Annotated in this window: 15 protein-coding genes; 3 read left to right on the top strand and 12 right to left on the bottom strand. The window is 34.5% G+C overall.

Features of this window, described 5'->3' with window-relative positions; translation table 11 throughout:
* Positions 1–37: 37 nt before the first annotated feature.
* Together AAC069_RS07335 and gltB are read right to left on the bottom strand one after the other, a co-directional pair.
* Complete coding sequence (locus AAC069_RS07335) at positions 38–1,492, bottom strand: glutamate synthase subunit beta (protein WP_339919820.1); 1,455 nt, start codon at positions 1,490–1,492, stop codon at positions 38–40.
* A gap of 2 nt (positions 1,493–1,494) precedes the next feature.
* Positions 1,495–6,009: a glutamate synthase large subunit gene (gltB, locus tag AAC069_RS07330; protein ID WP_339919819.1), complete on the bottom strand. Its 4,515-nt coding sequence runs from the start codon at positions 6,007–6,009 to the stop codon at positions 1,495–1,497.
* Positions 6,010–6,438: 429 nt separating this feature from the next.
* Between gltB and sucC the strand changes: the two genes are divergently transcribed.
* Complete coding sequence (gene sucC, locus AAC069_RS07325; protein WP_339919818.1) at positions 6,439–7,632, top strand: ADP-forming succinate--CoA ligase subunit beta; 1,194 nt, start codon at positions 6,439–6,441, stop codon at positions 7,630–7,632.
* Between the two features lie 64 nt (positions 7,633–7,696).
* Here the strand turns inward: sucC and AAC069_RS07320 are convergent, their stop codons facing one another.
* The 6 genes from AAC069_RS07320 to AAC069_RS07295 form a co-directional block, all read right to left on the bottom strand.
* Positions 7,697–8,218: a hypothetical protein gene (locus AAC069_RS07320; RefSeq protein ID WP_339919817.1), complete on the bottom strand. Its 522-nt coding sequence runs from the start codon at positions 8,216–8,218 to the stop codon at positions 7,697–7,699.
* An 84-nt stretch (positions 8,219–8,302) separates the two neighbouring features.
* Positions 8,303–8,959, bottom strand: coding sequence for an oxidoreductase (locus tag AAC069_RS07315; RefSeq protein WP_339919816.1), 657 nt, complete (start codon positions 8,957–8,959; stop codon positions 8,303–8,305).
* 7 nt (positions 8,960–8,966) lie between these two features.
* Positions 8,967–9,431 (bottom strand): DUF1456 family protein, encoded by a 465-nt coding sequence (locus AAC069_RS07310; protein ID WP_339919842.1) that lies wholly within the window; start codon positions 9,429–9,431, stop codon positions 8,967–8,969.
* Between the two features lie 58 nt (positions 9,432–9,489).
* Entirely contained in the window at positions 9,490–10,521 is a 1,032-nt protein-coding gene (locus tag AAC069_RS07305) for an aminotransferase class I/II-fold pyridoxal phosphate-dependent enzyme (RefSeq protein WP_339919815.1), read from the bottom strand.
* Positions 10,522–10,527: 6 nt separating this feature from the next.
* A complete protein-coding gene (locus AAC069_RS07300; RefSeq protein WP_339919814.1) occupies positions 10,528–11,538 on the bottom strand; it encodes a dipeptide epimerase in 1,011 nt (336 codons plus the stop codon).
* A 68-nt stretch (positions 11,539–11,606) separates the two neighbouring features.
* On the bottom strand, positions 11,607–12,410 hold the full coding sequence (locus tag AAC069_RS07295; RefSeq protein WP_339919813.1) for an alpha/beta hydrolase-fold protein: 804 nt from the start codon (positions 12,408–12,410) through the stop codon (positions 11,607–11,609).
* 373 nt (positions 12,411–12,783) lie between these two features.
* Between AAC069_RS07295 and AAC069_RS07290 the strand changes: the two genes are divergently transcribed.
* Positions 12,784–13,098: a hypothetical protein gene (locus AAC069_RS07290; protein ID WP_339919812.1), complete on the top strand. Its 315-nt coding sequence runs from the start codon at positions 12,784–12,786 to the stop codon at positions 13,096–13,098.
* 297 nt (positions 13,099–13,395) lie between these two features.
* Entirely contained in the window at positions 13,396–13,797 is a 402-nt protein-coding gene (locus tag AAC069_RS07285; RefSeq protein ID WP_339919811.1) for an excinuclease ABC subunit B, read from the top strand.
* On the opposite strand, the gene uvrB is transcribed toward AAC069_RS07285, so the two are convergent.
* From uvrB to AAC069_RS07265, 4 genes are all read right to left on the bottom strand, one after another.
* Complete coding sequence (uvrB, locus tag AAC069_RS07280; RefSeq protein ID WP_339919810.1) at positions 13,794–15,785, bottom strand: excinuclease ABC subunit UvrB; 1,992 nt, start codon at positions 15,783–15,785, stop codon at positions 13,794–13,796. The two genes, AAC069_RS07285 and uvrB, sit on opposite strands and share 4 nt — an antisense overlap.
* A gap of 127 nt (positions 15,786–15,912) precedes the next feature.
* A complete protein-coding gene (locus AAC069_RS07275) occupies positions 15,913–18,948 on the bottom strand; it encodes a TonB-dependent receptor (RefSeq protein WP_339919809.1) in 3,036 nt (1,011 codons plus the stop codon).
* Between the two features lie 326 nt (positions 18,949–19,274).
* Positions 19,275–20,243, bottom strand: a complete 969-nt coding sequence (rlmF, locus tag AAC069_RS07270) for a 23S rRNA (adenine(1618)-N(6))-methyltransferase RlmF (protein ID WP_339919808.1) — start codon at positions 20,241–20,243, stop codon at positions 19,275–19,277.
* A gap of 123 nt (positions 20,244–20,366) precedes the next feature.
* Complete coding sequence (locus tag AAC069_RS07265; RefSeq protein WP_091090629.1) at positions 20,367–21,029, bottom strand: thiamine diphosphokinase; 663 nt, start codon at positions 21,027–21,029, stop codon at positions 20,367–20,369.
* Between the last annotated feature and the right edge of the window lie 79 nt (positions 21,030–21,108).

Raw genomic sequence — 21,108 nt, 5'->3', positions numbered from 1 at the left:
GTCTATTCTGACAGCCATTTTTTAGTGTTATTATGATTTATAAACTAGGTAAATCTCCATTTCCCTTCGTTGGTAAATTTGTATATCCCATCAAATAGTTATCAACTTCTCTCGCCGCCTCACGACCTTCTGAGATGGCCCAAACGATTAATGATTGTCCTCTTCTCATATCACCAGCTGTGAAAATGTGCGGTACATTTGTTTGATAATTTGTTGCTTTATAATTGCTACGCATATCTGTTTCTAAACCCAATTGATCACTTAATGTTTTTTCAGGACCAGTGAAACCAAGTGCCAATAAAGCCAAATCACAAGGCCACGTTTTCTCAGAACCTTCTTTTTCGATTAATTCAGGTCTTTGTCCTGGTGTCATTTTCCAGGCTACTTCTACAGTTTTTAATCCTACCAATTCTCCTTTTTCATTAGAAATAAATTCTTTGGTATTGATCAACCAATTTCTGTCACAACCCTCTTCATGTGAAGAAGATGTTTTTAATTGCAAAGGCCAGAAAGGCCAAGGTGTTGTCTCGCTTCTTCCTACGGGTGGTTTAGGCATGATTTCAAAATTGGTAACCGATTTAGCTCCTTGTCTGTTAGAAGTTCCTACGCAGTCAGAACCCGTATCTCCACCACCAATAACAATTACGTCCTTGCCAGTAGCTAGTATTTGATTTGGAATTACTTCTCCGTATAGCGATTTTGTTTGTTGTGTCAAGAATGTCATAGCTTGAACTACACCCGCGCTTTCAATCCCTTTTGTAGGCAGACTTCTACTTGCTGTAGATCCCCCGCATAGTACAATTGAGTCAAATTCATTCAGTTGTTCTACACTATAGTTTACACCAACATTTACATTAGTTTTAAAAACAATTCCTTCTGCTTCTAGTATTAGTACGCGTCGGTCAATAATTCCTTTTTCTAATTTAAAGTTTGGAATTCCATATCTTAATAATCCCCCGATAGCATTATCTCTTTCGAAAACAGTTACAGTGTGCCCCGCTCTGTTTAATTGTTGAGCCGCTGCTAATCCTGCAGGTCCAGAACCTATTACAGCTACTGTTTTACCTGTTCTTACGGCTGGCGTTTGTGGTTTTATCCATCCCTCTGCAAATCCTCGTTCTATTATGTTTTTTTCAATATTTTCGATTGCTACAGGCTCTTCGATGATTCCCAGCACACATGATTTTTCACATGGGGCGGGGCATAAGCGACCTGTAAATTCTGGAAAGTTATTTGTTGATTGTAAAATCTCTAAAGCACTTTGCCATTCTTCTTGATGTACCATATCATTAAAGTCAGGAATCAAATTTCCTAATGGACACGCACTATGGCAAAATGGAATTCCACAGTCCATACATCTTGATCCTTGTTCTTTAATTTTATCTTTTGCTAAAGGAATAGTGAACTCACTATAATTTGATACACGTTCCTTTACTTCTACATTACTTTCGTCAGTTCTATTGTATTCTTTAAATCCACCTATCTTTCCCATGACTATGCTATTAGTTCTTCAATTTTCTTTTCTTCTGCTAATCGTTGTAATGCTATTTTGTAATCTTTTGGCATTACTTTGATGAAATGTTTCTGTTGGCTTTCCCAATCTTCCAATATTCTTGTCGCCAATGGACTGTTAGTATACATCGAATGATTTTTGATTAAACGTCTCAGTATTATCAAGTCATCTTCTTCCAAATTTTCTAAGGCTACCATTTCCATATTGCACAATCCATTTTCGAATTGTTTTTTCTCATCAAAAACATAAGCAACACCACCACTCATACCAGCAGCAAAATTTCTTCCTGTTTTACCTAATACCACTACAGTACCTCCGGTCATGTATTCACATCCATGATCTCCAATTCCTTCTACAACTGCTGTTGCTCCAGAATTTCTTACACCAAAACGTTCTCCAGCCATACCGTTTATATATGCCTCACCAGTAATAGCACCATACAATGCTACGTTACCAATAATTATGTTTTCTTCTGGTTTAAACGTTGCAGTAGGAGGGACTTTGATAATTAATTTTCCTCCTGAAAGACCTTTACCTAAATAATCATTACAATTTCCATGAATTTTAAATGACAACCCATTAGTTGCAAAAGCACCAAAACTTTGTCCCGCAGAACCTGTAAAATCTACTAGTATGGTGTCCTCGGGTAATCCTTGTGCACCATATATTTTTGAAATTTCATTACTCAGGATGGCACCAACGGAACGGTCCGTATTTTTAATATCAAACGTAACCCTAGTTTTTTCTTTTCTATAAATAGAAGGAATCGCGGCCTTTATAATTTCAAAATCCAGAACATTATCTAATGCGTGGTCTTGAGTTGTTGTATTATGATTCGGTACAGTTTTGGCTTTCTCAGGTTTGTACAAAATTGTAGACAAATCTAAACCACTTGCTTTATAATGCTTAATGGCTTTGTTGACATTCAGTTTTTGTGATTGCCCTACCATTTCTTTTAGCGTTCTAAACCCTAATTGAGCCATGATTTCTCTCAATTCTTCAGCAATAAAATACATGAAGTTGATGATGTGTTCTGGCGTTCCTTTGAAGTTTTTTCTTAGTTCAGGATCCTGAGTTGCAATTCCTACTGGACAAGTGTTCAAATGACAAGCTCTCATCATTATACAACCTGAAGCAACTAGGGGAGCAGTGGCGAAACCAAATTCTTCCGCTCCGAGTAAAGCAGCGATGGCTACATCACGTCCTGTTTTTAACTGTCCGTCACATTCTAATACTACACGACTTCTTAAGTCATTTAGAATTAAAGTTTGTTGTGCTTCGGCAAGTCCAAGTTCCCAAGGAATACCTGTATGTTGTAATGAAGTTAATGGTGCAGCACCAGTTCCTCCGTCGTAACCTGAAATCAAAATCACATCTGCTTTTGCTTTTGCAACACCGGCAGCGATTGTTCCAACCCCTACTTCAGAAACTAACTTAACATTTACACGGGCTTCACGATTGGCATTTTTTAAATCAAATATCAATTGTGATAAATCCTCAATAGAGTAAATATCGTGATGTGGAGGAGGAGAAATTAATCCTACATATGGAGTTGAATTTCTAACCTTTGCAATCCACGGCACTACTTTTTCACCAGGTAGTTGTCCACCTTCTCCCGGTTTAGCACCTTGTGCCATTTTAATTTGGATTTCTTTGGCACTTGTCAAATAATTGATAGATACACCAAAACGTCCAGAGGCAACTTGCTTAATCGCACTATTTTTTGAATCTCCATTTAATTCTTTTTGGAAACGTTTAGGATCTTCTCCACCTTCTCCAGAATTACTTTTTCCACCGATTCTATTCATGGCAATTGCCAAGTTTTCATGGGCTTCCTGACTGATCGATCCATAAGACATGGCTCCAGTTTTGAATTTTTTTACAATTTCTGTCCAAGGCTCTACTTCGTCAATTGAAATAGGATCCAAGTTGTTAAATTCAAATAACCCTCTAATTGTCATTAGGTTTTTACTTTGGTCGTTGACCATAGTGGAGTATTCTTTATAACTTTCTGGACTGTTTAAACGTACTGCTTGTTGCAGTTTAGCAATAGTAGTAGGGTTAAACATATGTTTTTCTCCGGTTCTTCTCCATCTGTAGATACCTCCAATTTCTAGAGATAATAAGCTGGCAACTTTCGAATTAGGAAATGCTTTTTGGTATCTTTTTTTAACCTCTTTTTCAATTTCCATCAAACCGATTCCTTCGATTCTAGAAGGGGTGTATGGAAAATATTTTGAGCTAAAAGTTTTGTTTAAACCTAGAATTTCAAAAATTTGAGCAGCTCTATAGGAATGTAAGGTAGAGATACCAATTTTATTCATGATTTTTAGAATCCCTTTTGCAATTGCTTTATTGTAATTTGCAATGGCATAATCTGGTTCTATTCCTGTTATGAAACCTTTGTCTACTTGATCACGAATAATTTCATTTACCAAATAAGGGTTTATAGCACTTGCACCGTATCCAAATAACAAGGCGAAATGATGGGGTTCACGAGGTTCTGCAGATTCAATAATGATTCCGAATTTAGAACGTACTTTTAAAATATTCATCGAATGATGGATATATGAACAAGCTAATAGCATCGGTATTGGGGCCATTTTTTCACTAACGCCTCTATCAGAAAGGATAATGATGTTGTGCCCTTCTTGTACTGCTTTAAAAGTTGCTTGAACACATTTTTCCAATGCACGCTCTAGTCCATTTGCTCCTTTTTCTATTTCATATAAGGTAGAGATAGATGCTGACTTGAAATCTGGATGGTCAATGTTTCTTATTTTATCTAGATCTTCTTTTGAAATTACTGGATTCTGAATTTTTAATTTCTTGCAATGTTTTGGGTCAATGTCAAAGATGTTAAAATCTCCACCAATTGCTAAACTAACATCCGTAATAATTTCTTCACGAATTCCATCCAATGGTGGATTGGTAACCTGAGCAAATAATTGTTTGAAATAATTATATAAAAGTTGCGGTCTATCAGATAATACAGCTAATGGAGTGTCGTTCCCCATTGAACTAATTACTTCAGTCCCTTTAGACCCCATTGGGTTTATTACCGTTTTTAAATCCTCAATAGTATATCCAAACAAACGCAATCTAGTTTCAAAATCTATATTTTCAGTAGGAGTGCTATTATTAGTATAAGGTACTTGAGATAAATGCAGTAAATTTTCATCTAACCACTTTCTGTAAGGACGTTTTGTTACAATTGCATTCTTAATCTCATCATCTTCAATAATTCGACCAGCATTCATGTCAACTAGGAACATTTTTCCAGGCTCTAAGCGGCCATGTTGAACTACATCTTCTGGTTTTATATCCAGAACACCTATTTCAGATGCCATGATTACAAATCCCTCTTTTGTAAGGGTGTAACGAGAAGGGCGCAAGCCGTTTCTGTCAAGAAGTGCTCCAATTACATTTCCATCCGTAAATGGAATAGAAGCAGGGCCATCCCAAGGCTCCATAATGCAAGCATTGTACTCGTAAAAGGCTTTTTTATCATCAGACATGGTTTGATGTTTTTCCCATGCTTCAGGAACGACCATCATCATAACTTCCGGTAATGAACGCCCTGTCATTAATAAAAGTTCGACAACCATATCCATAGAAGCAGAATCTGATTTTCCGTCTAGTATTATAGGGAACAATTTTTTGATATCATCGCCAAATACATCACTTTTCATCAATTCTTCACGGGCACGCATTCTGCTTACATTTCCACGAAGGGTATTGATTTCTCCATTATGACACATGTATCTAAATGGCTGTGCCAATTCCCAAGAAGGAAATGTATTAGTAGAAAATCGTTGATGAACTAAAGCTAATCTAGTGACTAAATCATCATCAGTTAAATCAGTATAGTATCTACTGATGTCTTCCGGCATCAATAGTCCTTTATATATTATAGTAGTAGTAGAGAGACTGGAGAAATAGAACATATGACTTTCTGAAATCTTAGAATTCAGGATAGTGTGTTCGGCTATTTTTCTGGCTGCAAATAATTTGGCGTTGAATTGTTGTTCGGTTAGTTCCAAACCATTCTTACCAATAAATATTTGTTTTACTGTTGGTTCTTTTTCGGCTGCTATTTGTCCAAGGTTGGATACATCCACAGGAACATCTCTCCATCCGATTATATTCAAATTTTGATTGCGTATGGCAGTTTCAAATGTAGATTTGCAAAAATCAACTTGGTTTTTCTTTTTTGGTAAGAAAACCATTCCCACTGCATATTCTCTCGTTTCTGGAATAGTGAAGTCACATACTTTTTTAAAAAAATCATGAGGAATGTCAAAAAGAATTCCCGCTCCATCTCCAGTTCGTCCATCTGCACTCACTGCACCACGATGCTCTAATTTTATTAAGATATCGAGTGCTTTATGAATAATGTCATTAGATTTAATTCCATTTAAATTACAAATAAATCCTGCGCCACAGTTGTCATGTTCAAATTCAGGCAAATAAAGGCCTTGTTCTTTAATTTTCATGCTTTATAATTTTTTTTATACAAAAATAGAGATTTCATTAAATATAATGTAGCGTATGTAGTTAAAACGGGTTATTTTTGCAGTAAAATTATAATAACGTTTAATAAATGATAATAATCATATTTAACCGTATGTGAATTACAAAATCGACAGCCTGATTTAGTTGTAATGACGATATATTAAGATATATAATGGGTATCATCAAATTTACGGATTTAATTTCAAACGTTATAGTAACTTTTACTCCAATGTTTTAATAGACTTTTACTTTTCTTGAAATTTAAATTTTCGTGTTATTTTAAATTTATTGTTTAACTTGTAATATAAGAAATTTAAATAGGGAAAAGATTTTTCTGTTAAGATGAATTTTGCTATTTTTGTGCCACTTATATTCTGAAATAAATTCAGGATCCAGACAAATTCTATATTATGAACATACACGAATATCAAGGAAAAGAGATTTTAGCTAGTTACGGAGTTCGCATTCAGCGTGGTATCGTTGCTAATAATGCAGTTGAAGCTGTTGCTGCTGCAAAACAATTAACTACTGAAACAGGAACAAGTTGGTTTGTAATTAAAGCACAAGTTCATGCAGGTGGACGTGGAAAAGGTGGGGGAGTAAAACTTGCCAAAAACTTACAACAAGTAGAAGAGATTTCAAGTCAAATTATTGGAATGCAATTGGTTACGCCTCAAACTTCTGCAGAAGGTAAAAAAGTACACAAGGTTTTAGTTGCTGAAGATGTTTATTATCCTGGTGAAAGTGAAACTTCGGAATTTTATGTATCTGTTTTATTGAATAGAGCAACTGGTCGTAATATGATCATGTATTCTACTGAAGGTGGAATGGATATTGAAGAAGTAGCAGAACATACTCCAGATTTAATTTTTACTGAAGAAGTTGACCCTTCTGTTGGACTTCAAGGTTTTCAAGCAAGAAGAATTGCTTTTAACTTAGGTCTTTCTGGAAATGCTTTTAAAGAAATGGTAAAATTCATCGATGCTTTATATAAAGCATATATTGGTTCTGATGCATCAATGTTTGAAATCAACCCAGTTTTAAAAACATCTGACAATAAAATTTTAGCTGTAGATGCTAAAGTGAATATTGACGATAATGCTTTGTACAGACAAAAAGCTTATGCTGAGATGCGCGATATTCTTGAAGAAAATCCAATCGAAGTAGAAGCAAAAGAAGTAGGATTAAACTATGTAGATCTTGACGGTACAGTTGGATGTATGGTTAACGGAGCTGGATTAGCAATGGCAACTATGGATTTAATTAAGTATGCTGGTTTTGAGCCTGCAAACTTCCTTGACGTAGGTGGAACTGCTGATGCAAAACGTGTTGAGACTGCTTTCCGTATTATCTTAAAAGATCCTAACGTAAAAGCAATTTTAATTAATATTTTTGGAGGAATCGTTCGTTGTGACCGTGTGGCACAAGGAGTTGTTGATGCTTACAAAAATATGGGAGATGCTATTAAAGTGCCAATCATTGTTCGTTTACAAGGTACTAACGCAGCAATTGCAAAAGAATTAATTGATAATTCAGGAATGCCAATCTTATCTGCTGTTGAATTTCAAGAAGCAGCTGATCAAGTAAAAGCAGCTCTTTCTTAATTAGAAAAAGTTATATATATTAAAAAATCCTGAGTGAAAGCTCAGGATTTTTTGTTTTTTAAATCTATTTAGAGCCAATTGCTTTATAGCCTCTTAATAGAATCTTATTTTCATTGTCTAAATTTTCTTTTGTTTTCACCAAGATATTAATGATGTCAAATCGGGTTGGACTATTTCTTAAATTATAAAACTCGTTTGAATTGGTGATTTCGACTTTTAAAATATAGTTTTTATCTATTTTGAACGCTTCGTTATTATCTCTAATAAAGGCTCCATTTACCATATAAATAACATCTGTACTTTTGATTTTGGTAAATTCAGATTTAACTTGCTCTAAATTTATAAACGTATACTTTTTTGGATTTTTGAAAGTAATATGAATCTGTCCAACATAATGGTTGCTATTAATTATTGTGTCATTTTTAATAATATTTATAGAGTCTATTTCGTTAGGATCGATGTATTTCATTGTTTCTGCAGAAATTAAAGCCGAATCAAGAAACATAGCTGCTCCTTTAGTTGTATTATTTTGTCCAAAAAATAGTATCGTAATGAATAGTAATACAAGGGTTAGTAATGGTTTCATATTTAGGTAGCTAAAATATTTTACAATAAAATAAATGTACAAAAAAATCCTATTTGCAATAGTAAATAGGATTTTTTGTTTTTATTAGTTTCCGATTTGTTGGAGTTCATCAGATTCGTATATGTCAAAACCTTTTTTATTTTTTTGTGCAATTCTAAAAAGGGCTTTTGCTACGGTGTCACTTTCTATGGGTTTGTATTTTTTTATACTTCCAATAAATATAAAAGAAAATATTTTCATAAAAACAGCACCTAGTTTTTCTCCGAGTCGAAACTCTTTACGATCTCCTAGAAGTAAAGAAGGTCTCAAAATTGCGACACTTTCAAAATTCGAATTTTTCAAAAAGTCTTCTATTTCTCCTTTAGTCTTCAGATAAAAATTCCCAGAAGCTTTATCAGCACCGAGGGATGAAATAGTCAGAAATTGTTTGACGTTACTTTTCAAAGCAAAGTTGGCAAACTGCTGCGGATACACGAAATCTACCTTCCTGAAAGCTTCTTTGCTTCCCGCTTTTTTGATAGTAGTACCAATGGTACAGAAAAAATCATCACCAACAACTAAATTTTGATAGCTTTCCGGCTTATCAAAATCTATAATATGTTGTGTTAATTTGGCATGTGTCTTTCCAGTATCTCTTTTTACAAAAGTAATGACTTTATCGTAGGCTGGACTTTCTAAAAGAGTATCCAATAATTCCGAACCAATTAAGCCTGTGCTACCAATAATTAATGCAGTTTTCAAAATCGAGTTATTTTTTATTTTTTCCGAAATTGTATTTTACCTTTTCTACTACTTGCGTTTTTGAATTTCCTTTAGGGTAATCTTTTTTAGACGGTTTTTTTGTCGCAGATTTTGTTTTCGAAGGAGCTTCGTCACCTCTTGACTTTTCTTCGTCTCTTGGTTTTGCTTTAAATTCGGGTCTGTCTTTAGATCCTTCCTTTGCAGGTATTTGTGCTTTATGTTTTGCTAAAACATCATTCGGATTTTTAGGGTTTTCCTTAGTTCCACGTAAATGGATAACTAAAGCATTCAGGAAATTACGCAACACTTGGTCGCCACATTCCATATAATTTTCATGTTTTTCATCACGGAAAAAAGCACCTAATTCTGATTTAGTAATTCTAAAGTCTACTAATTCCAATATTTCAACTATTTGATCATCACGCAACATTAAGGCAACGCGTAGTTTTTTGAAGATATCGTTATTTGTCATCATATTCTATATTTTTTACAAAGGTACGTTTAAAAAGTAAGTGGTCGTAATTTTAGGTTCAGAATTGGTATTGGTTTAGAATGCTAATGATTTTGTTTAAATCATCTTCTGTGTGATTAGCTGTAAATATGATCCTATTCAGATCTTTACCATCGGTAGGATATTTAAAGTTAGTTACAATAATGTTACGGGCCTTTAAGAGTTCGTTAATTCCTTCTATTTCGGGATAGATGACAGGATATTCAGGGTTAAATGCGAAAGCTTCATTTTTTACTAATACGCTGTCAATGTATTTAAGATTGTTTTTTAGCTTTATATGTTGGCTTTTATAGATTGTTTCCGCTTCTCCTAGTGCTTCAATCAGCGCAGGACTCATTCCTGCACTTGAAACAAATGAGGGGCTATTCATTATTTGGTTAATAAAATATTTATCAGATGCAATAACACCGCCGGTAACCCCCATTGCTTTTCCTAGCGATGCGACCATTATTTTTCGTTTGATATTTTTATGATGGATAGTAGAAAAAATTCCACATCCGTTATTTCCTAAAACTCCTAAAGAATGGGATTCGTCAATGACCAAAGTAACTTCCTTATTTGATGCAATCAAATCGATAGGAGCTAAATCAACTCCTTTTATCTGAAAAGTAGTAACGGCATCAGTCAGAATCGTTATCCGTTCAATTGTACTGTCTAAAAGGCGCGGATTTAAGTCGTTTTCGATAAAAAACGGTACGCTGTTGGCTACTTTTAAGGCAGTATGAGTATTAGGAAAGTGAAAGAAGACATCTGTATGAGGGGCAAGTTCTTCAATTACTAATTTTGCGGCGAGCATTCCTGAGGAAACAGTAACTGTAGCTTGTGCATGAATATAGTCCATTAGAAATTGTTCTCCTTTTTGGTATGCAGTAAGTTGTATATTTGAATTTCTGGAACTTCCATAAGCGGAGCCCCAACGTAGTATGTTTTTAACAATCAGCTGCTGAAAATCTGTATTGGCAGGCATTCCTAAATAGGCTGTTCCGCCAAAGTATAAATAACTTTCCCCTTCAACGTCAATTATTCTGTCTGGAAACTGATTGATTTTCATTTGTAATTATTTTAAAACAACACCAGTACCGTTTAATTCAGAATAGATAATTTTTCCGTCTTTGATGGTGACGCCATTTGCTATGTCTTCCGCAAGCAATAGTGCGCCGTCCATGTCAACATAATCCAATTGTGGTAACAAATGTGCAATGGCTGAAATTCCCACTGACGATTCCGTCATGCATCCTACCATTGTTTTCAAACCCAGTTGTTTTGCTTCTTGAATCATACGTCTGGCAGGAGTTAATCCGCCGCATTTTACTAATTTGATATTTACGCCATGAAAATGATTGTGGCATTTTGCGACATCTTCTTCGATGATACAGCTTTCATCGGCTATTATTGGGAGAACAGAATGTTTGAAAACGTCCTTATGTCCTTCCCAATTATCTGCTTTCATAGGTTGCTCTAGGAATTCGACACCAAGTTTCTTTAGTTCAATTGAGTTATTGATTGTCTCCTCAACTCCCCATCCGCAGTTAGCATCAATTCTAAAAATCGAATTCGTATGTTTTCTCAGTTCCGTTACTATAGCAATGTCTTCTTTTGTTCCTAGTTTTATTTTGTAAATGGGCCAAGGCAACTCCTTCATTTTAGAAACCATTTTATCTATGGAAGCAATCCCGATGGTGTAATCGGTCAATGGATTGTTCTCTGTTGTATAGTTCCAATATTCATATAGTTTTTTTCCTTTTTTTCGAGCGTACAAATCATTGTATGCCATGTCCAAAGCGCATAGCGCAAACATATCGTCTTTTAAGTGGAAATGCATTTTATTCCAAAAATCCTCAGGGGTATCACCTTCACTGGCTTCAATAATGCTGCGAATTTTGTTCAAATCTTCCGCCATTACGGGTACAGTCGTATTGTAATATGGATTTGAAGTGGCTTCACCAAAACCTGAAAATTCACCGCTTTTTAATTCGACAATTAACGAAGGTTGGAAATCGATCGATTCTCTTGAAATCGTAAACGTATGTTTTAATTTAAGGTCGTATGCTCTTATTATTAATTCCATAATTTATTAAGGATGTGAATTTTTATGTAATTCAGTTCTGAAAACAGTCTATAAATATAATGAATTAGTTAATATCCCAACCAAAGAATGGCTTTTGTAAATCCATCACGCCATAATTTTTCGTTGTGTTGGCCTCCACTAATAATTCTCTTTTGATTCAAGTTCAAGCAGTAACAGCGCTTTGTATTTATGAGATATTCCATTTTATTTAGGTCTGATACCATATCTTCACTTTCATTGTCACCACACATGAAATATATTTTACTTTTTATTTTTTTTGTGTTTTCGGCGACATCATATATTTTATCTGAGAACCAAAATGAAGGACTGAAAACTCCCGCTTTTCCGAACACTTTTGGGTATTTTAAAATAGCGTAAAAAGAGACTAAGCCGCCAAGAGAACTACCCATTATTAAGGTGTTTTTCTTTTTTATCTTGGTTCTGTACTTTTGATCAATTTGTGGTTTTAATGTTTTGACAATAAACTCAAGATAAGCATCGGCATTTCCTCCGCCGTATTTTTCGTTTTTAAAGGGAGTTAGTTCTTCCATTCGTTTTTCATTACCATGCTCGATTCCAATAACAATTAGTTGTGCATTAATACTGTCCAGTTTTTCGTCAACATTCCATTCCCCTGCATAGGAAGTTTTTGCGTCAAATAAATTCTGGGCGTCATGCATATAGATAACTGAATATTTTTTCTTTGAGTTTTCATAATCCTTTGGAAGGTAAACCCATATTTTTTTTGTTGTTTGTAATTGTGGAGCTTCAATCATAAAGGTAGAAACTTGTTTTGAAGCAGTGCTTTCTTGAGCTATTGTGTTAGTTAGTGCAAAAAATAGTGCAAGAAGAAGGAAGAGTCGTTTGGTCATTAAGGTAATTTTTGATTTAGAAGTAATTTCGTAGCTAAAAATAGTGATTATTTTTATAATTTGATTTTGATTGCTATTTAAATCAGGAGTCTTTTATCTATATAGGCGGCTAATTCTAAGAAGTAAATTAGTCAATCTATAGAGCTTGATCTACTTGTTAGTTTGATTTAGTTCGAATTCTATTTTTTAAACTATTGAATTTAATTTCTTTTTTGGCTTGCTAGTGTAATGTTTAAATAGTTGATATTGAGTAGTTAATATTTGTTTTTAGTCGGATTTTTGTTTGTTTTTGGAATTCTTACATTGCTAAGAATCATTAACTGGCACAGTTATTGGCTTTAACCAAATAGCTAATAATTAAAATTTTGAAAAAATGAAAAATATAAAACTACTCGCAATATTAGGTATTACCTTTTTTGCATCAAGTGCGATAAATGCGCAAGTTTCAGTGGGTGTAAATATTGGATTGCCGTCAATTGTTATCTCGGGTCATTATGAGCGTGGATATGAACCACAAAGGAGGACTGTTGAACATCGCGAAGAGCGTGTCATATACGTTGATAATACAGATTATGATGATGATAGATGGTATGATGAAAGAAGATGTGAAGGTAAAAAACATCATGGGAAATGGCATAAAGACAAAAAATATAAAGGAAGAGATCACGATGATCGCTATGATGATTAATCCTTATTTTAGATAAATAGTAAAAAAGAGAACCAATTGTGGTTCTCTTTTTTTGTTTCCCCCTTATTAATTTCTATTCGGAAGTTGAGGCAAGTCTTTATAAAAAAATGGATAATCTATATTGATTTTACTAGGCTTTTGCTTTTTCTAATGAGAGTTTACTTTGATCCTTTATATTCGAAACAAAAACTTATGCTGTTGTCAAAAAAATAATATAATTAGGATAAATTGTTGAATCCCTGCTGGTTTTAGGGTTTTAATTATAAAAGCTATATTTTAGCTAAAATTAATAACTTGATGAACATGTACGAAGATAAAAAGAACTTACTTCTAGATATGATTGCTTTTTCAACGGTTGACGGTCATTTGAATAAAAAAGAATATGAATTTTTATTTTTTATTGCCAATGAATTGAATATCGAAAAAGGAGGGTTCAATGATTTAGTTCATCAAGAATTACCAGTGTTGTCTTTAAAGAATGAGTCTCGAAGGATTCAACAATTTTATAGATTGGCGCTATTAATGCATAGTGATGCTATTGCACAGGGCAAAGAGGCTACAGCGATTAAACAAATTGCAATACGTATGGGGTTGAATCCTGAGGCTGCCAAACGGGTGTTGAAAAAAATAGAAAAATCTCCCAGTACAACTATTCCAACAGATGTATTATTGAGAATTTTTAAAGAAGAACGCAGCTAGGTTAGTTGTTCTTGTAATTTTTTGATATCATCACGCAATTTAGCAGCTTGCATAAAGTCCAAATCTTTGGCTGCTTTTTCCATTGATTTTCGTTTTTCACGAATGCGCTTTTCCACTTCTGCTTTTGATAAATATTCTGTTTCTGGTTCGGCAGCCGCATTTAAAGAGAGCCCTAATTCATAATCCGCTAAAGGATTCTTAGTAAAAGCACTTTCTATTTTTTTGTTTAGTGCTTGAGGGACTTGGTTGTTCTCTGTGTTGAAATTAATTTGTTTGGTTCTACGGTAATTAGTTTCGTCAATTGTTTTTTGCATACTGGCAGTAATTTTGTCCGCATACATAATTGCTTTCCCATTGAGGTTTCTAGCAGCTCTACCGATAGTTTGCGTAAGCGAACGATGACTACGTAGAAATCCCTCTTTGTCGGCATCTAAAATGGCCACAAGCGATACTTCTGGTAAATCTAATCCTTCACGAAGTAAGTTTACCCCAATTAAAACATCAAACATTCCTTTTCTTAAGTCTTGCATGATTTCAATTCGCTCTAAAGTATCGATATCCGAGTGAATATAGCGACAACGAATAGTAACCTTTGTAAGATATTTGGCTAATTCCTCTGCCATTCTTTTGGTTAGAGTAGTTACTAGAACTCTTTCGTCAACTTCACTACGCGCATGAATTTCCTCAATTAAATCATCTATTTGATTTAAACTTGGTCGAATTTCAATTACGGGATCTAATAATCCTGTTGGTCTAATAACCTGTTCTACTACAACACCATCTGTTTTTTGCAATTCGTAATCCGCTGGAGTTGCCGAAACGTAAATGACCTGGTTTTGCATCGCTTCAAATTCCTCAAACTTCAACGGACGATTATCCATAGCAGCGGGAAGTCTGAAACCATATTCTACTAAATTTTCTTTTCGGCTTCTGTCTCCGCCATACATAGCGCTAACTTGAGAAAGGGTTACGTGGCTTTCGTCCACCACCATTAAATAGTCTTTAGGAAAATAATCTAACAAACAGAACGGTCTTGTTCCGGGTAGCCTTCCATCTAGATAACGGGAATAGTTTTCAATTCCAGAGCAATAGCCCAGTTCTCGAATCATTTCTAAATCAAAATTAGTACGCTCTTCTAATCGTTTTGCTTCTAAGTGTTTTCCTATTTCTTTGAAGTAGTCGACTTGTTTGACTAGATCTTGTTGAATTTCCCAAATAGCACCTTGCAGTACATCTGGAGAAGTCACGAACATATTGGCTGGGTAAATCGTCAGTTTTTCAAATTTTTCAAGAACTTTAGAATTTTTTGTATCGAAACTTTCGATCTCTTCAATTTCATCACCAAAGAAATGAATTCTATAGGCTTCATCAGCATAACTAGGATAAACATCTACCGTATCTCCTTTTATCCTGAAACTTCCGGGATTGAAATCAGCTTCTGTTCTGGAGTATAAGCTTTGTACCAGTTGATGTAATAATTTAGTTCTCGAAATTATTTGGCCTTTCTCAATTGGAATTAAGTTTTTCTGAAACTCAACAGGATTTCCAATACCATACAAACAAGAAACCGAGGCAACTACCAAAATATCTCTTCGCCCAGAAAGCAACGAGGCAGTTGTTGACATTCTCATTTTTTCCAGTTCTTCATTGATGGATAAATCCTTCTCAATAAAAACTCCCGTAACAGGCATAAAAGCTTCCGGCTGATAGTAATCGTAATAGGATACAAAATACTCTACTGCATTGTTTGGAAAGAATTGCTTGAATTCAGAATACAGTTGAGCCGCCAACGTTTTATTATGTGCCAAAACTAATGTGGGTCTTTGTACTTCTTGAATAACATTAGCCACAGTAAATGTTTTACCAGAACCGGTAACTCCGAGTAAATTTTGGAATTTTTCACCGTCAATAATACCTTGAGTTAATTTTTCAATGGCTTGTGGCTGGTCGCCTTTGGGCTGGTAATCGGATACTACTTGGAAATTCATTTGTATAAGAGGCAATGTTTTATAGCTGCAAAGTTACAAAGTTTATAATCATTCTAATCGAAAGTTAAAACCAAAAAAAAACCACCATGCTAAGCATGATGGTTTTTAATATAAAATCATTGTTTTACTATAAGCTGAAACTTAGTCTAGCAAAAATGAATCTTCCGTTTTGTCCAAATTGAGAAACATTTCTTGAATAAGTAAATTGGTTTGAATTTGATAAATCTACTGTTGATGGAGCAGCAGTATAATCAATTGCACCGTTTACTAATCTAGGTCTAATTGCAGTCGTTGGTCCATAATTAGTATCTGGATAAATATCAAAAATATTATTTGCACCTATAACAACTTTTGCAGATTTAGAAAAATTATATGCAACAGATAAGTCTGTTATAACTTTTCCTCCCCAAACTGGATGTTCAGTTTCCACTACTTGTCCGTTAATTAGAGCACCTTCAATTCTTCCATCTCCATTTACATCAACTGTATTTGGGTCAGTAACTTCACCAAAATATACGTTTCTCAAGAAGAAATCAAATTTATTTACAGAAAGTGAATTCGTTAAATTTGCTTTTACTCTTGGCACGGCTTCTTCTAAATAGATTCTACTAGTCTCAGAATAGTATTTGTTAACTTGTCCGTTAGCTTCTAATATTGGCGAACCATGAATGTCTCCTACTCTTTTTGTGTTAGAAATAGTTCCAGACAAATCAGTTTTTAAAGTCAATCCGTTTCCTACGGTAGCTTTATGGCTAATAACAACATCAATACCTTTTGATCTAGTGTCAATCGCATTTGCAAAGAATGTTGCTGCAGTAGCATTTGCAGAATCAAACAAAGCGTTCAGTTGAGCAGCAGGAGTTCCAGCAGCAGGAGTTCCACCTGGTCTAGAAAACTGATCAGTAAGTACTACTCTGTCATCAATATTTACGATGTAAGCATCTGCAGTTAAAGTAAGTTTTGCTTCTGGAATTTTAGCGGTAAAACCAATACTTGCACTTTGAGACTCTTCTTGTTTCAATTGAGGAATTCCTAATAATTTAGCTGCTGGCGAATCATTACTGAATGTTCCTACTTCAAATGGCACTCCACCTACGAATTGAGTAGCAGTAGAATTAAAGTAGATTTGGTGTAATGAAGGAGCTCTAAATCCTGTAGAAATTGCTCCACGTAGATTGATATTGTCTGTTAGTTTGTAACGAGAAGCTAATTTATAGTTTGTAGTTCCTCCAAAATCAGAATAGTTCTCGTAACGAAGGGCACCGTTAATCAACCATTTTTCAGTTACGTCATATTCTAAATCTGCATATACAGCGGCACTATTTCTTCCTTTGTCAACAGCATTCACAGGCTTGAACCCTGGGAAAACTTGAGATGATCCAGGTCTAACAGATCCGTAAAAATCAGTTACTTTTATGTTAGCAGCTGTTGTTCCAGTAACAATACCTCCGTTAATATCGTAGGTGTTGTAAGATTCTGGTTGTCCTTGATTTATTTTAAAATTTTCATGTCTGTATTCTCCTCCGAATGCTACATTTAATTTATCAAATTTTCTACTTACATCAAAATTGGTTGTGTTTTGAGAAAATCCTAATCCTCCAGCATCAAATTCTGTAGGAGATTTTTCTCTTAAGGTAGCATTTAATGTGTTTTCGATAGTATAATCGAAGGTATTTTGACCATAAGTGTTACTTAAATCAAAATTCCAGCTTTCAAATATTTTTCCTCTAAGTCCAGCTGCTGCTGAAACATCATTAATTGTAGAGTGTATTTCAGGTAAGAAACCATTTGGATATAAAGCAGTGTAAGCTCTTGACTGATTTGGTCTTCTATAAAAACCTGCAGCTTCACCTTCTCTGTAACTAGTACCTCCAAAAGCGTATACTTCAAGATTTTCGTTAATTGGATAAGCCCCATTTAAAAAGAATTGAGCGCTTTGTAGTGAAGATTGACCTACTTTCATATTGAAAGCACTTCTTTCTAATTTTCTATATGCTAATTCTCCCGCTGTCGCGTCAAAATTTAAAGCAGTTTGCATTTGTGAAATAGATGTCGCACCCAATATTGCAGTTTGTTGACCAGCTGTAAAATATCCTACTTGTGGAGCATAAGTCTTAATAAGACCAAGTATTTGAGTAGAATTTGGGGTGTTATTTATATTACCAAATAACGCATTAATGTTAGTTCCTGCTTCAGCAGCTCTTTGTTCAACAGCATTAAATGCACTGAATAGATTACCTGTAGCATCTTTAGCTCTACCTGTTTGCCCTCTTAATTGAAAACTTGCAGTGGCGTTAATGAAACTTTTTTCTTTACCCAAACTTGTACCGTAGTTCATGTCTATCTGAGCATTATTTCCATCGTTACCACCTCTGTGATCATTTGCTCCTTTTGAAAATTGGCTTCCCGCAAAAAGGGCAATATCAAATTTATTAGTTGCTTTTTTTACATTGATATTGATAACACCTGCAATCGCATCAGAACCGTATTGAGCTGATGCTCCATCTCTTAAAACCTCGATTTTTTCGATGGCAAAAGCCGGTATAGCATTCAAATCCGTTCCTACAGATCCTCTTCCCGGAGATCCATTTATGTTTACTAATGAAGAGGTATGTCTTCTTTTTCCGTTAACTAAAACTAAAACTTGATCTGGTCCTAAACCTCTTAATTGAGCAGGGTCAATGTGATCCGTTCCATCAGCTACAGTTGCAGTATTTGAAGTGAACGATGGGGCTACCATGTTCAAAATTTGATTTAAATTTACTTGTGCACCTTGAGAAGAAATTTCTTTCATGCTAATCACATCAATTGGTACAGCAGATTCTGTAACTGTTCTAGGTGCGCTACGAGAACCAAGTATCACTACGTCTTGCAGTGTTTCTCCACTTTCAGCTAGAGATACATTTACTGTGCTTCCAGTAACTTTTACACTTTTACTTTCAAATCCTATAAAAGAAAATTGTAAAATATCTCCGATAGCGGCAGATATTACATATTTTCCATCAGCATCTGTTGATGATCCTTTCGTTGTTCCCTTAACCAAAATTGATGTACCTGGTAAAGGTGCTTTTGTACCGTCAGTAACGACTCCTGACACTTTAATCTCTTGGGCAGTCAATCCTGCCGAAAAAATTAGGGTTAAAATAAGTAATAGTTGTTTCATGGTTTAGTTTGTTTAATTTGATTATCCAAAATTACAACTAAAAAAATCAATATGTTATTTAAATGTTAATTAATAACAAAACAGTAGTTTAATGTTGTTTTCGTTACGCATTATTGAATGTTTGTCTGTTTTCATGTTATTTTAGTGCTATATTAATTTTTTTTCTAACTATTTTTAGTGATGGAATTATGTTGATTTTTAGAGAATAAAGGCTCAGGATTTATTTTTTATTTAAAAAACGACAAGCCCTTTTTTAAATAAAAAAAGGGCTTGTCGTTTTAAACGTATTTTTTGGGATACGCAGGGTATTTACATATTTTGACCGTTTAATTTAACGGTTCAAACTTCCATTGTTTTTGTTGCGCTTCACTCAAGAAGGTCCACGCGATTATGCGGCTTGTTTTTTGGCCTTGAGCCATATCAATCGTTTTTATTTCCACAACATTGACCTTGTTCAATGTTTTATATATACTAGATAGATGGGATTGTTTTGACACTAAAGTAGTGAACCAAAAACATTGCATAGGGTATTTAGCACTTTCATATATCATTTGTGTAATGAAGCCTAGCTCTCCACCTTCACACCATAATTCTGCGTTGTGTCCCCCAAAATTTAAAACGGGCTTTGTTGCTTTATTTGCAAAATCACGAGATTCTAAATTATTCACTTTTCGCAAAGAACCTTTTGTAGCTTCTTCCTGTGATTTGTGAAAAGGCGGATTACAAATCGTGAACGCAAATTTATCTTCGGGTGTAATAATGTTTTTAAAAATAAAACGAGCTTCAGTTTGTTGTTGCAGACTTATAAAATCAACTAATTTTGGATTGGCTTCAATTATTTTACTGCAATTCTCAATCGCTTTTTCATCAATATCAGTTCCTACAAAACTCCAGCCGTATTCTACATTACCAATTATGGGGTAAATGCAGTTAGCGCCAACACCAATATCCAAACCTTGAATTGAGTTGCCTTTTGGGATTATGCCATTATTACTGCCTGCTAGTAAATCAGCGATATAATGAATGTAGTCTGCTCTTCCAGGAATGGGGGGGCAAAGATAGTTTTCTGGAATATCCCAGTTTTGAATATCGTAATAGGTGACTAATAATGCGTTATTTAAAGCTTTTACAGCTTCAGGGTCACTAAAATCAATCGTTTCAATATCGTGTTCGTTAATAGAAACATGTGCATTTAATTCTGGGCAGTTTTCTATTAAAAGTTTAAAATCGTAGCGAAATCGGTGCTGATTTCTTGGGTGTAAATTTGTTTTTTCAGTATTCTTTTTAGGTGTCATTTTTTTTATTTCAAGGCAAATATGCAGATTTCTTTTAAAATCAAGATTTGTAGCAAGTTATGTAAAAAAGTATTGCTTTAGTAATTTACTAAAGATTTGTTTTTAATTTTCTGGAATTATAAATTAATCACTGCATTCCATCATCAATAAATCTCCAGCGTCATGTTCTATAATCACAATGCCATCTTTTACTACGTGGTTGCTGCTACCTGTACGATAACCAATGGTTAAAGTGTCATTTTGCAAAGGATAAAATAAATTTTCAGAATGGATGCCAGTTACATGTCCTATTGGAATTAGTGAAATAGGTGTATTTGCAGTGTACCACTTTTCGAATCTTTTGGATAGTAAAAAAACTTTTGAATGGTCGTCCAGAATTACAATTTTTAATTTTTCGCGATAGCGAACAATATTTGTAAGGTTTGTTATCGTGTGATCCGTACGTTTTCCGGTTGCCCAAACAACGTTTACCGCAGGAATTTTTCTTTCGTACAAGTAATCAAATGCTTTTTCCAGATCTGTTTTGCTTTGGTCTGGGGTATGTACTATTTCAATAGGAAACTGAGATTTTTTGTAATATTCAGCGTCAAAATCTCGGTCAAAATCCCCTAATAAGACATCAACTTTTATATCCAATTTCATTACTCTTTCCATCGCAGAATCAAGCACAATCACTAATGGTGACCATTCTAATAATTGTCCGAGTAACTCTGGATCGCAAGAAGCGCCGTTAGCTATTATTAATGCGGGTTCTTGGTCGTCGCGAACGATGTGGTGTGAGGACATTTGAGAGAGTAGATTTCGGTTTTGTTTTTAAACTTTAAAATTAGATTGAAAGACAAACGAATTTTAGTTTTGCAAAGTT

This window comes from uncultured Flavobacterium sp. (assembly GCF_963974175.1).
Lineage (GTDB): Bacteria > Bacteroidota > Bacteroidia > Flavobacteriales > Flavobacteriaceae > Flavobacterium.
Note: the sequence above shows the minus strand (reverse complement) of the source record. Positions and strands in the feature narration are given on the sequence as shown.